The organism is Acinetobacter sp. BIGb0102, from assembly GCF_003815055.1.
GTDB lineage: Bacteria > Pseudomonadota > Gammaproteobacteria > Pseudomonadales > Moraxellaceae > Acinetobacter > Acinetobacter vivianii.
On record NZ_RKQE01000012.1, the window covers coordinates 39,837 to 55,116 of the forward strand.

Annotated in this window: 12 protein-coding genes; 9 read left to right on the forward strand and 3 right to left on the reverse strand. The window is 43.7% G+C overall.

Annotation, left to right across the window (positions count from 1 at the left end; all coding sequences use genetic code 11):
- Window positions 1–14 precede the first annotated feature (14 nt).
- Window positions 15–920: a TIGR01777 family oxidoreductase gene (locus tag EC846_RS09130; protein WP_123774966.1), complete on the forward strand. Its 906-nt coding sequence runs from the start codon at window positions 15–17 to the stop codon at window positions 918–920.
- Here the strand turns inward: EC846_RS09130 and thiO are convergent.
- Together thiO and hemB are read right to left on the reverse strand one after the other, a co-directional pair.
- Window positions 906–2,027 carry a glycine oxidase ThiO gene (gene thiO, locus EC846_RS09135; protein ID WP_123774967.1) on the reverse strand — a complete coding sequence of 374 codons (1,122 nt, stop codon included), beginning with the start codon at window positions 2,025–2,027 and terminating at the stop codon, window positions 906–908. The two genes, EC846_RS09130 and thiO, sit on opposite strands and share 15 nt — an antisense overlap.
- A gap of 340 nt (window positions 2,028–2,367) precedes the next feature.
- Window positions 2,368–3,381 carry a porphobilinogen synthase gene (hemB, locus tag EC846_RS09140; RefSeq protein WP_123774968.1) on the reverse strand — a complete coding sequence of 338 codons (1,014 nt, stop codon included), beginning with the start codon at window positions 3,379–3,381 and terminating at the stop codon, window positions 2,368–2,370.
- A 169-nt stretch (window positions 3,382–3,550) separates the two neighbouring features.
- Here hemB and EC846_RS09145 point away from each other — a divergent pair, with 169 nt between their 5' ends.
- The 5 genes from EC846_RS09145 to EC846_RS09165 all read left to right on the forward strand — a co-directional run bounded on the left by EC846_RS09145 (window position 3,551) and on the right by EC846_RS09165 (window position 8,725).
- On the forward strand, window positions 3,551–4,048 hold the full coding sequence (locus EC846_RS09145; RefSeq protein ID WP_004770998.1) for a thioesterase family protein: 498 nt from the start codon (window positions 3,551–3,553) through the stop codon (window positions 4,046–4,048).
- 253 nt (window positions 4,049–4,301) lie between these two features.
- Window positions 4,302–5,717 carry an anthranilate 1,2-dioxygenase large subunit gene (gene antA, locus EC846_RS09150; protein ID WP_123774969.1) on the forward strand — a complete coding sequence of 472 codons (1,416 nt, stop codon included), beginning with the start codon at window positions 4,302–4,304 and terminating at the stop codon, window positions 5,715–5,717.
- 3 nt (window positions 5,718–5,720) lie between these two features.
- Window positions 5,721–6,212: an anthranilate 1,2-dioxygenase small subunit gene (antB, locus tag EC846_RS09155; RefSeq protein ID WP_004771000.1), complete on the forward strand. Its 492-nt coding sequence runs from the start codon at window positions 5,721–5,723 to the stop codon at window positions 6,210–6,212.
- 6 nt (window positions 6,213–6,218) lie between these two features.
- On the forward strand, window positions 6,219–7,256 hold the full coding sequence (gene antC, locus EC846_RS09160) for an anthranilate 1,2-dioxygenase electron transfer component AntC (protein ID WP_123774970.1): 1,038 nt from the start codon (window positions 6,219–6,221) through the stop codon (window positions 7,254–7,256).
- A gap of 134 nt (window positions 7,257–7,390) precedes the next feature.
- A complete protein-coding gene (locus EC846_RS09165) occupies window positions 7,391–8,725 on the forward strand; it encodes an MFS transporter (protein ID WP_123774971.1) in 1,335 nt (444 codons plus the stop codon).
- A gap of 59 nt (window positions 8,726–8,784) precedes the next feature.
- Here EC846_RS09165 and EC846_RS09170 read toward each other — a convergent pair whose 3' ends face one another.
- Window positions 8,785–9,768 (reverse strand): AraC family transcriptional regulator, encoded by a 984-nt coding sequence (locus EC846_RS09170; protein WP_123774972.1) that lies wholly within the window; start codon window positions 9,766–9,768, stop codon window positions 8,785–8,787.
- A 475-nt stretch (window positions 9,769–10,243) separates the two neighbouring features.
- On the opposite strand from EC846_RS09170, the gene EC846_RS09175 reads away from it, so the two are divergent.
- The 3 genes from EC846_RS09175 (at window position 10,244) to ggt (ending at window position 15,228) form a co-directional block, all read left to right on the forward strand.
- Window positions 10,244–11,392: an HlyD family efflux transporter periplasmic adaptor subunit gene (locus EC846_RS09175; RefSeq protein ID WP_062847588.1), complete on the forward strand. Its 1,149-nt coding sequence runs from the start codon at window positions 10,244–10,246 to the stop codon at window positions 11,390–11,392.
- 6 nt (window positions 11,393–11,398) lie between these two features.
- Complete coding sequence (locus EC846_RS09180; RefSeq protein ID WP_047431981.1) at window positions 11,399–12,925, forward strand: DHA2 family efflux MFS transporter permease subunit; 1,527 nt, start codon at window positions 11,399–11,401, stop codon at window positions 12,923–12,925.
- A 308-nt stretch (window positions 12,926–13,233) separates the two neighbouring features.
- Window positions 13,234–15,228 carry a gamma-glutamyltransferase gene (ggt, locus tag EC846_RS09185; RefSeq protein WP_123774973.1) on the forward strand — a complete coding sequence of 665 codons (1,995 nt, stop codon included), beginning with the start codon at window positions 13,234–13,236 and terminating at the stop codon, window positions 15,226–15,228.
- Window positions 15,229–15,280 lie beyond the last annotated feature (52 nt).

Here is a 15,280-nt window from a genome sequence, read left to right on the forward strand (position 1 = left end):
AGGATGAGGATAAGATGCAAAAGCAGACGGTTTTAATCACAGGCGCCAGTGGTTTTATTGGTTCGCATTTGCTGCCTTTCCTGTTAGAGCGAAACTTTCAGATCATTGCTTTAACCCGACAGCCAAATCGGGTTGCTCAGCATTCAGCATTGCGGTGGGTGAATGATCTGGATCAAATTGAAACACAACAGATTGATTATGTGATTAATCTGGCTGGTGAAAATATTGGCGCAAAACGCTGGACTGAAAAGCGTAAGCAGCAATTAATACACAGCCGTGTTGAGGTAACCGAGCAACTGTATCAATGGTTGCAACGTAAGCGAATTTTTCCGAAGTGTATTATCTCGGGTTCTGCGATTGGCTATTACGGTATTGATCCTCAACAGCAATGGCAGCTGATTTGTGATGAAAATACAGCGCCGCAATCCATTTTTATGTCTGAGCTTTGCCAAGTGTGGGAGCAAACGGCTTTAAAGTTTAGCCAACAACATACCAAGATTATTCGTTTAGGTGTGGTTTTTGGACAGGGCGGGATTTTGCCGCAGATGCTGTTACCCATTCGATTGAATGCTGTGGCAAAAATTGGTTCAGGACAGCAACCTGTAGTGTGGATTCATATTCAAGATGTATTGAATGCCATCCTTTTCTTGCTGCAATCCACTCATCCTCAACAGGTATATAACCTTGTTGCACCAGATAGAATCAATCAACAACAGTTTGCTCAAATAGCTGCTCATATTTTAAAGCGCAAACCTTTTATGACGGCTCCAAAATGTATCTTCGAATTGATGTTGGGCGAGCAATCGCAATTGATTTTAAATGGTCAATATGTGATTCCTCAGGCTTTGCTCGAACAGGGTTTCCAATTTCAATATCCAGATTTGAATGGGGCTTTAACCGAAATTCTAGCAAGACATTAAATTCTGTTGCTTTAGGCGCAGCGGTGAATACGCTTGAGGATCGACAATGGTCTCTTGTCCTAACATAAGTTGGCGCAACAGTCGCGCCGAGCCAGAACCCATACATAAGCCATTACGGAAATGTCCAAAATTGGCCCAAAGATTTTCCAGTTCTGGCATGGCACCAATATAAGGAATGCCTTGTGGAGAACTTGGGCGTAGGCCCGCCCAACGTTTCACAATCGGGAAGTGTTGTAGCTCAGGCACCATTTCCAGACATGCCGTTAAAATATCTTGCTGGGTTTGCTCATCAACTGCTGTACTAAAGCCAGTTTCGGCCATACTAGAACCACAAACAATGTGACCATCTTGGCGTGGAATCAGGTACATCACCCGATTCATACACATGGTCGGTAACCAGTTTTCAGGGGTTTTAAATAATAGCATTTGCCCTTGTACGGGCTGCACAGGAATATGGCGTTGTAGTTGCTCGGCCCATTGCTGACTCCATGCACCAGAAGTGATGACTACATGATCCGCAGTAAATTTTTGCCCATCTTCGGTTTCAATTCCGAGCACTTTCTTATTCTGAATAATTAATTTTTCAACAGGACAATGTTCAAAAAAACGGACCAATGGATGTTGTTTTAAATAGCAGATCAGGGATTGTAATAAACGTGGATTGCGGACATTCGAGAGTTGGGGAAAATAGATTGCTTGTTGGAATTGTTGGGAAATATAAGGATTAATCTGTTCGAGTTTGGAGCGATTGAGCAACTCACATTGCTGCATTGGTTCCTGATATCGAGTGGCATAATTCAAGCCAACTTCGAAATCTTCCTGATCAAAGATCAGCATGCCTGTATCGTGGATCTGAAAATCAATGCCAGTGATGGGGAGGAGCTTCTCATTCCATGTCTGGTAGAGCGATTTTCCGTATTGCGCCAGTTGATTGACTTCGGGTGCATAACGCCACGGATACATTGGGGAGAGAATACCTCCACCTGCCCATGATGCGGCTTGGCCTGCTTGTTGTTGGTCAAAAATATCGACAGAGCAGCCTTGTTCAGCTAGTTCCAATGCTGACATTAAGCCGCTAATACCCGCACCAATGATGGCAATATGCATAACTTTAATTTAAGTGGTTTCTAAGATAAAACGTATCTTGAAATTTGCTACACGGAAGACGTCATTCGCAACCTGAGCAAGCTAAAGCGGTTATAGCTTTAGCGTAGTGCAAGACAAACGGAGTGCGTAGTTTACGCTAAAGCATAGCTTTTGCCTTGCGGTACGGCAGAGATTATTAATCTCTGCAACTCGTACCTCAGGTTTTGCGAATGACAATGGTTTTGCCTACTTTTCCCAAAAGAAAAGTAGGTCGAGCCGAAGGCTAATCCTGAAAAAGGATGAGAGCTCAACAAGACTCTGAAGTAGATACTATCATTTTCAGACAGATGAAATATAACTTCTATTTCATCTCTTTTAATTTACGCGCTGCATCTTCAGCAAAATACGTCCAGATCCCATCAGCACCTGCACGACGGCAGCACATCAAAGATTCCAGAATCACGCTGTCAGATAACCAGCCATTCTGAATCGCACCTGCAAGCATGGCATATTCACCACTCACCTGATAGAGGAAAGTTGGCACGCCAAAAGTATCTTTTACTTCACGCACCACATCCAGATAAGGCATGCCTGGTTTAACAATGACCATATCTGCACCTTCTTGTAGATCAAGTGCAATTTCATGAAGTGCTTCGGCACGGTTGCCAATATCCATTTGGTAATTGTATTTATTGCCGCCTTTCAGGTTGCTGGCAGAGCCGACCGCATCGCGGAAAGGGCCGTAGAAGCTAGAGGCATATTTCGCAGAGTACGCCATGATATTGGTGTAGATAAAATCATTTTGCTCAAGCGCTTGGCGGATCGCACCGATACGGCCATCCATCATGTCACTTGGTGCAATTACATCGGCACCTGCCGCAGCATGACTGAGTGCCTGTTTCACTAGGCATTCGACAGTTTCATCATTTAACACATAACCTGTGTCATCAATAATGCCGTCTTGACCATGTGTGGTATAAGGGTCAAGAGCGCCATCGGTAATTAGCACCATTTCTGGTAATTCTTTTTTGAGTAGACGGCAAGTTGTTTGAACTAAACCATTTTCGTCCCAAGCTGCTTCTGCTGTTAAACTTTTATCTTCTTGTGGCGTTACAGGGAATAAAGCAAGTTTGGATACACCGAGTTCAAGCAGGGTTTCTGCTTTTTTAAGTAGTAAATCAGCTGACAAACGCTGCACATTTGGCATGCTTGGAATGTCTTGAGTTTGTTGTTGTCCTGGTAATACAAACACTGGATAAATCAAGTGATCTGCCGTTAAATGTGTTTCGCTGACCATGGCACGAAGTTGGTCATTTTTACGGATACGGCGCATGCGAGTCGCAGGAAAAGCTGGACGATTGAACGTATAAGTCATAACAATCTCGATGTTCAGTATTACACTAGGGGAATAATTGAGGTATTAAGTCACGCGAGGGAGAGCTTGGCGACTTCGCTCAATTACGAACCCCGCTATTGTAGCCCCATATTTTTAGATTTGTGCAAAATAATGGAAAGTTATTCTTTCCATTGAGTGTAGGCCGCGTATGAATGATGTAAAGAAAAACTGGACTGGCAATATTCAGTTAGGTGCAAAGGCAGATCACCAAGTGGTCTTGAAACAGTTATGTAAAGCATTTAATGCCTGTCCATTTTTTAAATACAGTGGCATGGTCATGCGAGTAGTTGATGATCAAATTGAAGCCTATGTGGAGATGCAGCCAGAACTGGTCGGGAATCTGGCATTTCAGATTTTACATGGTGGTGTGGCTGCCACGATTCTGGACAGTATTGGTGGTGTGGCGGCCATGGAGCAGCTTTATCGCCGTGCCTCACCAGAAGATTTGCCTGATACCATCAAAAAAGTATCACGCTTAGCCACGGTAGATATGCGTGTCGATTATCTGGCGCCAGGGCGTGGTAAATATTTTATTGCGCGTGCCGAAACCTTACGTTTGGGGCGTAAAGGATGCACTATGCGCATGACCATGGTAAATGATGAAGACAAACCCATTGCGACTGCAATCGCATCGTATGCCTATTAATTCTTAAAATAAAAATATTAAGCACCTCTCATGCAAAGTGTGAGAGGTGGCTTTCATTTCTAAGTCCATCTTTTGTTCCTTCCAATTCTATTTTTATACAAGTTAATTCTACTGTCCTCCCGTGAAACATGTCATGGCGAGCCGATCCAAAATTATTCACAAACTGGATAGAGATCTGGAAAAAGTGGATAGAGCCTGAGGCTGAATCACGCTTCAATCAAGAAAAGGTTTTTATTGATTGGAGGACATAAAAATGACGACACGTAATATTGCCGAATGGCAGGATTTTATTACAGGCTGTCTCGACTTTCGCCCTAAGGATGGGGTATTTCGTATCGCACGTGATATGTTCACTGAAGCTGAACTTTTCGATTTGGAAATGGAATTCATTTTTGAAAAAGTCTGGATTTATGCCTGCCACGAAAGCGAAATTCCTAACAATCATGATTTCCTGACGGTTCAGATTGGACGACAACCGTTAATTATTAGCCGTGATGGTCAAGGCCAACTGCATGCCATGATCAATGCCTGTGAACATCGTGGTGCGACCTTGACGCGCGTTGCCAAAGGCAATCAATCCACGTTTACCTGTCCGTTCCATGCGTGGTGCTATAAATCAGATGGTCGTCTGGTCAAAGTCAAAGCGCCTGCTGAATATTGTGAAGATTTTGATAAGTCCAGTCGTGGCCTCAAACAAGGACGTATTGCCAGTTATCGTGGTTTTGTTTTTGTGAGTCTAGATACACAGGCAACGGATAGCCTTGAAGACTTCTTGGGGGATGCCAAAGTATTCCTCGATTTAATGGTAGAGCAGTCACCGACTGGCGAGTTAGAAGTCCTGCAAGGCAAGTCGGCCTATACCTTTGCAGGAAATTGGAAGCTGCAAAATGAAAATGGACTGGATGGCTATCACGTCAGTACCGTGCACTATAACTATGTCTCCACTGTGCAACATCGCCAGCAAGTCAATGCAGCCAAAGGTGATGATATGGATACTCTGGATTACAGCAAATTAGGCGCAGGTGATAACCAGACCGATGATGGCTGGTTCAGTTTTAAAAATGGTCACAGCGTTTTATTCAGCGATATGCCAAATCCTGCAGTCCGTCCTGGTTATGACACCGTCATGCCTTATCTGCTGGAAAAATATGGTGCCAAGCGTGCGGAATGGGCCATGCACCGCCTAAGAAATTTAAACCTGTATCCAAGTTTATTTTTTATGGATCAAATCAGTTCACAGCTGCGTATTGTGCGTCCAGTGGCATGGAATAAAACCGAAGTGATTAGCCAGTGTCTCGCTGTAAAAGGGGAGTCAACCGAAGCGCGTCGTAACCGTATTCGCCAGTTTGAAGACTTTTTCAATGTCTCTGGATTAGGTACGCCAGATGATCTGGTGGAGTTCCGTGAACAGCAAAAAGGTTTCCAAGCGCGTCTGGAACGCTGGAGTGATATCTCTCGTGGTCATCATAACTGGTGTTATGACATGACTCAAAATGCACAAGATCTTGGAATCCGACCTGTGATTACGGGGCGTGAACTGACGCATGAAGGTTTATATGTCAATCAGCATGGTCATTGGCAACGTTTAATGCTGGATGGTTTAAATCGCAAAGCTTTAAAAATGCAGGATATTACTTATCAACTTGATACAGCAACGGAAGAGGTATAAGTCATGACTGCTGAATTACATTTTGCTGTTTCACAATTCCTTTATCAAAAATCAGAGTTATGCGACCGTTATGATTGGGATGCCTATCTGGAACTGTATGATGAAGATAGTGAATATCACATTCCGCAATGGATTGATGATCATCAGTATGTCGAAGATCCAAATCAGGGTTTGTCTTATATTTATTATGCAGACCGTTCGGGTTTAGAAGACCGCGTATTCCGTATCCGTACTGGAAAAGCGGCATCGGCGACACCATTACCACGCACTCAGCACAGTATTCAAAATGTACAGGTCAAAAGCCTACCAGATGGTTTGATTGAAGCCAGAGTCGGTTGGAGCACCTTATATAACCGTCAAGGGCTGGAAGGTTGTTTCTATGGACATGCCACTTACGTGTTAAGACAAACGGCTGAAGGATTCCGTATTCGCCGTCAGCACACGATTTTGCTGAATGACAAAATTGATTCGGTGTTGGATTTTTATCATGTTTAAGGGAGCATCATGATGGGACATTCAGTCGCACTTAATTTTGCCGATGGAAAAACCTTCTTTATTTCGGTACATGAAGATGAACTGTTACTTAATGCTGCCATTCGTCAGGGTATTAATTTACCGCTGGATTGCCGTGAAGGCGTGTGCGGAACCTGTCAGGGACAATGTGAAACAGGCATTTATGAACAGGAATATGTGGATGAAGATGCTTTAAGTGAACGTGACTTAGCAGAGCGCAAAATGTTGGCTTGCCAAACGCGAGTCAAATCCAATGCTGCATTCTATTTCGATCATAGTTCTGAAATCTGTAACGCTGGCGAGACACTGAAAATTGCAACGCAAGTGACTCAGGTTGAACTGGTGTCTGAGACAACTGCGATTTTGCATGTCGATGCCAGTTCATCCGCCAAGCAATTAGAGTTTTTACCCGGTCAATATGCACGTTTGCAGATTCCTGAGACGGATGACTGGCGTTCTTATTCTTTTGCCAATCGTCCGAATCAGAGCAATCAATTGCAGTTTTTAATTCGCTTATTACCGGATGGCGTGATGAGTAATTATTTACGTGATCGTTGCCAAGTCGGTCAAACCATCATGATGGAAGCACCTCTCGGCAGTTTCTATTTGCGTGAGGTTGAGCGTCCATTGGTGTTTATTGCGGGTGGAACAGGTTTATCGGCATTTTTAGGCATGCTGGACAATATTGCTGAACAAACGAATGCACCTGCAATCCAGCTGTATTATGGGGTCAATCAGGAAACTGATTTATGTGAACAATCCCGTTTGCAAGGCTATGCTCAACGTTTACCAAATTTCAATTATCAACCTATTGTCACGCAAGCTTCGGCGACTTGGGCAGGCAAAACAGGTTATATCCACGAGCATCTGAATCGGGAACAACTCGCGGAACAAGCCTTTGACATGTATTTATGTGGCCCGCCCCCGATGATCGAGGCGGTTAAAGGCTGGCTGGATGGACAAGCATTAGACAACTATCGTTTGTATAGCGAAAAGTTTTTACAAAGCAATACTGCTCGTAATTGATCGGCTGCGTTGCCAGACGATTGACACAAAACAGGGGGAGAGGAAATCCCTCTGTTTAAGATAAATAAGCAGTTTACAAAATTAAAAATCTCAACGTGAGCATACGTTGAAACATCTACTTTAAGGGAATAAAAATGAAGACAATTGATGTGAATCATGTGATCAATCGGGATCGGCTGTCGCCCTTGCAATGGCTGGTTTTTGCATTGGGCTTTCTGGTGTTTTTCTGTGATGGTTTGGATACAGGGATTATCGGTTTTATTGCGCCTGCGTTGCTAGATGACTGGGGGATTAGTAAACCTGAATTGGCGCCAGTGCTGAGTGCGGCACTGGTAGGTATGTCGATTGGTGCGATTATTTCTGGGCCATTGGCGGATAAATTTGGACGTAAAGGCGTGATTGTGTCCACGACGTTATTATTCTCTATATTTACCATCCTGTGTGGTTTTGCTTCTTCTACACAAGACCTGATGATTTATCGCTTTATCACGGGTGTCGGGTTGGGGGCTGCCATGCCGAATATCAGTACTATCGTTTCAGAATATATGCCTGCAAAACGCAAAGCTTTCCTCACGGGACTGGCAGGTTGTGGTTTTATGCTGGGTATTTCTTGTGGTGGGGTGTTGTCGGCCTATTTACTGGAAAATTTAGGTTGGGCCAAAGTGGTGATTCTAGGTGGGATTATTCCTTTATTTTTAGTGGTCGCTTTAATCTTAAAATTGCCAGAATCTGTACCGTATCTGATTAAAAAAGATCAGCAAAATAAAGCTCAAAGCATTCTGGAAAAAGTTCAAGGTCATGCTTTTGCTGACACGGTGAAAATTGAGTTAGCTCAAGTCGATGTCAATCATACTGATAGTCCTGTCAAAACCGTATTAACGAAATATCTCTGGGGATCGGTGATGTTATGGCTGTGCTGTTTCATGAGCCTGTTAGTATTTTATCTACTCACCAGCTGGATGCCTACGATTTTAAAAACCGCTGGTTTCAGTACGCAGCAATTTAGCTTGATTGCTTCTATTTTCCCATTTGGTGGAGTGGTCGGCGCTGTGATTATGGGCTGGTATATGGATAAGCTGAATCCAACCATCGTGATCAAATATGCATATTTAATGGCATTTATGCTGTTTATCGTTGCGGGTTTCGTCAGCTCAAGTATTTTGTTGCTCGGGATTAGTATTTTCCTGATTGGTGCTTTGTTGACGGGCGCTCAATCATCACTGTTACCTTTAGCTGCTTTATTTTATCCATCGCAGTGTCGTGCAGTGGGGGTCTCTTGGATGCATGGCATTGGACGAGTTGGCGCAATTTTTGGGGCATTTTTCGGTTCGTATATCTTTACCTATGAAATCAGCCTCGGTGGTATTTTCTACCTCTTGGCCTTACCGACGTTTATTGCCTTTATTGCCTTAAGTTTAAAAGCGATGCGTCAAAACAATAAAGCCAATCCTGTCTTAAGCACCAGTTAAGACGTTAAAAAAGCCCAGTGCTTTTTGACACTGGGCTTTGATTTTATGAATACATCGCACTAGATTTTATTTCGGGTTTCACTCGGTTTTTCGCCAAATTCCTCTTTGTATTCTTGCGCAAAACGGCTGAGGTGATTAAAGCCCCAATCATAAGCGAGTTTGGAAATGGAAATTTTCTGCTGTTTACTTGCATGACTCAATATTTTATAGATTTGCTGCAATCGATATTTGCGTAAATAGGCCATTGGACTGAGTCCATAATATTGCTGAAACTCTTCATACAGTTTGGATTTAGAGACACCCGCCAAGCGTTGTAAACTCTCGGCATCGAAGGATTCCTGTGCGTGTTGTACAATAAAATTCTTCACTTTTCGGATATATGCTGGCTCCATCTGATTGCTACGGTCATGCAATGCCGCAGAATAATTATTTTCCTGAGACAGCAGCAGGGCTTTAATCACAAAATTTTCATAGTCTTCAGAAAACATCGACAAACCCGAAAAGTCTGCATAATGTGATTTGAGTTGTAAAAAGTTTTCAATGTTATTCCACCAAGCTTTCATCAGCCCAGTCATGCTGAGCGAGATTTCAGGGTTAAAGACCAGCGCCTGTTCAAGTGGTTGATTGAGCAGCTCTGATAGCACCAGATGCAGACTTTTTTCGGGAATCACCACCTGAAATTTTTGACAATCCTGATTAATAACCAAGTCCTGTAAATCCTGATTGGAAACGATGAGCCCAGTATTCGCATCGGATTGATATTTGGCACCACGAATGCTCAGTGTTTGCTTGCCATGAAACGGCAGGCTGATGCTATAGGCTTTTAGATTGGAAATGTTGATCGCAACGTTGGCACCATAACTAATAGTCCCGATCGCCATTTTTTTATGAGGAAGTCGCATGCCGTCATAATGAAAGTCGAGTGTCTCCCGACACAAGGTATCCAGACGATGCTCGCCACAGATTATCGACATTACATTTTGTGCAAAATCGGCTTGATGCGAATGATGGATAAGATCCATGTTTTGGCTGAGTGATGTCATAGTCCTTTCACCTAGCGAAGTGCTTATTGTTTTAGCAGCAAGAAAAATGCCATTTTGATCCATAAATGAGCGTATTTATTCTTAGCTCTCTGGAAGTGCAATTGAACAGAAATGCTGTTCCAGCTTGTTTCATTAGAGCAAACTCAAGCAAATATACAAGCCCGTAGGGAATATATCTTTATGCTTTATAGGTATGTTAAATGCAGGTCTCGAGCTTAGGAATTGATTTGTGCAATGGCTAAATAGCCAAACTTTAAGTTTTAAATCATTCATAAAATATCAATTTATAAGAATTGAACGCATCAGTTATTTTTTTTAATCTCGCCATATGATTTTTTATCGGTAAAATGCGAAATAATTTTTGCTCCTATTTTTTTGCGCTTTGGTTTTTAACATTCAGTTAAGTTTTCAAAATTAAACTGATCGGCTGATTAAACCAAAAGTTAAAAATCTCTTTAATCTTCAGGAATAACTTATGACTGACGCTCAAGCCAACCCACAGGATGCTGCTTCAGATTCGGCATCAGATGATGCAATGAAAGCAAAACGTAAAAAATTTCTCGGATTTTTCGCGCTCATTCTCATTCTTGCTGCAATTCTGTATGGCATCTGGGCGTTATTCTTTAATCATTCTGTCAGTACCGATAATGCTTATGTGGGAGCTGAAACAGCACAAATTACCTCAATGGTGAGTGGGCAAGTTTCTGAAGTATTGGTGAAAGATACCCAACAGGTAAAAAAAGGCGATGTGTTGGTGCGTGTTGATGAGCGGGATGCCAAGATTCAATTAGCACAGGCGCAAGCTGAACTTGCCAAAGCACAACGTCAATATAAGCAGACTCAGGCAAATAGCAGTTCTTTAAACTCTCAGGTTGTTGTGCGTAATGATGAGATCAGCAGTGCGCAAGCACAAGTGACCAAAGCCCAAGCGGATTATGATCGTGCGGCATTGGAACTCAAACGCCGTAATGAGCTTGCTGCGACAGGTGCGATTTCTAAAGAAGAATTAAGTAAAGCGCAAAGTGCAGTTTCGACTGCAAAAGCCAGTTTGGATCTGGCCCAAGCAGGTTTAGCTCAGGCAACCTCTAGCCGTAAAGCCGCTGAAAGTACTTTTGCTGCCAATGAAGCCTTGATTCAAGGGGTAAATGAAGCGTCAACACCAGATGTGCTCGTCGCAAAAGCTCATGTAGAACAGGCTGCGCTGGATTTGGAACGTACCGTGATTCGTGCACCTGTGGATGGTGTGATTGCCCGTCGTAATATTCAGATTGGTCAACGTGTAGCACCGGGTACGGTCATGATGTCGGTGGTGCCTTTATCTGCACTGTATGTCGATGCAAACTTTAAAGAAAGCCAACTGGCGAAAGTCAGAGAAGGTCAGCAAGTTACGTTACGCTCAGACCTGTATGGCGATGATGTGGTTTATCACGGGACTGTGCAAGGTTTCTCGGGGGGAACAGGGGCGGCATTTGCCTTGATTCCTGCGCAAAATGCGACAGGCAACTGGATTAAAGTGGTACAGCGCTTACCTGTACGTATTACCCTTGATCCAAAAGAACTTGCACAACATCCATTGCGCGTCGGGTTATCGATGCAAGCGGATATTGATCTCGCATCGAAGTAATCAGCCATGAAAACGCAAACTCCTTTTGCAGAACTCAGTGGCGGGCGCTTATTGCTTGCAGCTTTTGTGATCGCCCTTTCAAATTTTATGGTGGTACTGGATACCACAATTGCCAACGTTTCTGTGCCTCATATTACAGGGAACCTTGCAGTTTCTAGCTCTCAAGGCACGTGGGTCATTACTTCTTATGCTGTTGCAGAAGCAATTTGTGTCCCTTTAACGGGTTGGCTGGCAGGACGTTTTGGTACGGTTCGGGTTTTTGTCTTCGGATTGATTGGTTTTACTATCTTTTCATTTTTATGTGGTTTAGCGACTTCACTGGAAATGTTGGTCTTTTTCCGAATTGGACAAGGTCTTTGTGGTGGCCCATTGATGCCGCTCAGCCAAACCTTGCTCATGCGAATTTTCCCACCAGAAAAACATGCTCAGGCAATGGGGCTTTGGGCCATGACCACGGTCATTGGGCCAATTTTAGGGCCGATCCTCGGAGGCTTGATTAGTGATAATCTGTCTTGGCATTGGATCTTCTTTATTAATATTCCGGTTGGTATTGTCTGTACCTTAGCTGCCATACGCTTATTGTCTGTGGCTGAAACCAAAACCGAAAAACTACGGATTGATGCCATTGGCCTAGGTTTATTGGTGTTGTGGATTGGCGCACTGCAATTAATGCTGGATCTTGGACATGAACGCGACTGGTTTAATAACACCAGTATCATTATTCTGGCGTTGGTCGCAGCAGTAGGCTTTATTGTCTTTATGATCTGGGAGCTGACTGAAAAGCATCCCGTGGTCAATCTTTATGTGTTCAGGCATAGAGGCTTTGCTGTTTCAGTACTGGCGCTGGCCTTTGGTTTCGGCTCCTTCTTTGGCAGTATCGTACTCATTCCACAGTGGCTACAGATCAATCTGGGGTATACCGCCACATGGGCAGGTTATCTCACTGCCACGATGGGCTTTGGTAGTTTAACCATGTCGCCGATTGTGGCGAAGCTGTCGACCAAATATGATCCGCGGGCATTGGCAAGTTTTGGGTTGGCCTTGCTTGGCGTTGTCACTCTGATGCGTGCATTCTGGGTGACTGATGCTGACTTTATGGCCTTGGCGTGGCCTCAAATCCTGCAAGGTTTTGCGGTGCCATTCTTCTTTATTCCGTTGTCGAATATTGCAATGGGCTCAGTATTGCCACAAGAAATGGCATCTGCCGCAGGCTTAATGAACTTCCTTCGAACTATGGCTGGTGCGATTGGTGCGTCGATTGCGGTCACCATTTGGGATGATCATGCCAAAGTCGCACGTAGCGAAATGGTCAATAATCTGCATCCGCAAGAAGTCCAAAATAGTCTGCTTCAGAATGGATTCTCACCCGATGCAACGCTGGGTGTGATTGCCAATTTAGTGGATAAAGAAGCGATTACCATGTCTGCCAACCATGTGTTTATGCTGTTGGCGATTGTGTTTGTATTTGCCAGTGCCTTGATCTGGCTGAGTCCAAAACCGAAAGGGAATACGGGTGGCATGCCGACCCACTAAAAATTATGAACTAAAAAAGCATCTCTTCTGAGGTGCTTTTTTATGTATAAAAATAGTGTTTTAAGCTGGAATTGATAGATTTTGCCTATTTTTTTCTAGAGAAAGCATGCCAGAATCCAGTTGAAAGCGATAAGGATTGCATTGTAATCACACGGAGGGATATTACTGGGCGTAGGTGATAAAGCCTAGAATCATTGAATATTATTAAAAATTTATTTTTATCAAAGATTAAAACCTCTATACCTGAAAATAAATAAACTAGCATGGCAATTGCATGGATAGGCAGGTATATATAATGGAGTTATCACGTGAATCATAGATATTCATTTTTTTTCAGCAGTTTATTGGCTGTTGGTTTATTACAGGGATGTGGGAATGATTCCTCATCAGATCAATCAGGCAAAGATTCAAATACCGGCCAACCTCCAAAACCCAACCTGATTATTGATCAGGACCCAAGTAGTTGTAGCAAACTGGCAGAGGATGGCTCGAGTATTGTGGTCGGTTCGGATCAGAATGGTGATCCTGCGGCACCTGAAGGTGCATCTGGTTATCGTTTAAACAATACAGTCAAATATGCCGATAAATATATGGTGGTGGCGAATACGCCATTGGCAGTAAAGGCCGGATGTGAAATTTTAAAAGCGGGTGGAACTGCGGTGGATGCCGCTGTAGCTGTACAAGCGGTGTTAGGTTTGGTGGAGCCACAATCCAGTACCATTGCGGGCAGTGGTTTCATGATGTATTACGATGCAGAAAGCAAAACGGTTACTGCCTATGATGGACGGGAAACTGCACCTGCTGCTGCCAATGAATATTATCTGGTTCGACAGGATATACATGATCCAGAATCTCCCGCACCTGTGCCGAGTGCCCGTCGCAGTGGCCGTTCTATTGGTGTGCCTGGGGTAATGCGTTTGCTGGAACAGGCACAACAGGAACATGGCAAACTGAAATGGGATCAGCTTTTTGATCAAGCCATTGTATTGGCAGATCATGGCTTCCGTATTCCTGGACGTCTGGCCGATGCAATTGCAAGTAATGCCGCTCATCTGGCGCTCGATGCAAATGCAGTCGCAACCTACTTTTATCCAGATGGTACACCACGTAAAGTGGGTGAAACCATGACCAATAAAGCGTATGCCAAAACGCTGGAAACACTTGCAACTCAAGGTGCGAAAGCCATGTACAGCGGGCCGATGGCGAAAAATATTGTGGCTAAGGCGGGACAAACTGTTGGGGATGATGCAGCCCGTACTCCAATTACCCCAAGTTTGATGACCTTACAGGACTTATCCAATTATCAAGTTAAAAAACGGACGCCAATCTGTACCACTTACAGAGACAATTACTATGTATGTACCATGCCACCGCCATCATCAGGTGGGATCGCTGTTGCACAAACGCTGGGCATTTTAGAAAACTTTGAGATGAGTAAATACCCGCCTAAAAATCCAGAGAATGAAGGTGGGATCCCTGATGTCATGGGCGTACATTTAGTTTCTGAAACGGAACGACTGGCTTATGCAGACCGCGATAAATATGTAGCAGACACAGATTTTGTGCCTTTACCTGCGAAGGGCATTGCTAGTCTAATTGACAAAAACTACCTGAAACAACGTGCAGCATTGATCAATCCAGATCAAAGTATGGGCGTTGCACCAGCAGGCCAATTCGATTCCAATGCTGGGATTGATAAGACTGTTGAACATGGTACAACTCAGTTCACGATTGTCGATGCGTATGGCAATGTGGTTTCAATGACATCGACAGTAGAAGCAAGTATGGGTTCATTCCATATGGTAGATGGCTTCCTGTTATCCAACCAGTTAACGGACTTTAGTGCCAATCCTGTTGATCAAACTGGTGCATTATTAGCAAATCGGGTAGAAGGTGGTAAGCGTCCACGCAGCACCATGGCACCAACGCTGGTATTTAAAGGAACAGCACCTGGTGATTTTTATATGGCAACGGGTTCACCAGGTGGTGGCACGATTATTCAATATGTAGTAAAAACGCTGGTCGGTGCATTGGACTGGAATTTGAACGCACAACAAGCCACCTCTTTGGTGAACTTTGGGGCAACCAATAGTCCAAATACCAATATTGATAGCTCGAATGACCAGTTGTCCTTACTTGAACTGATTGATGCTTTGAAAGCAAAAGGACATGGTATTTCCAATACCGCTCAAACCAGCGGGATTGCGACGATTATGAAAGTGAATATTGATAATCAAAGCAAATACGCGGGTGGAGTCGATCCACGCCGTGAGGGCATTGTGTTAGGCAATGGTGCACTATAGGATGATATCGGACTAACAGGCAAATAAAAAAGCCTTTAAGTATTGAACTTAA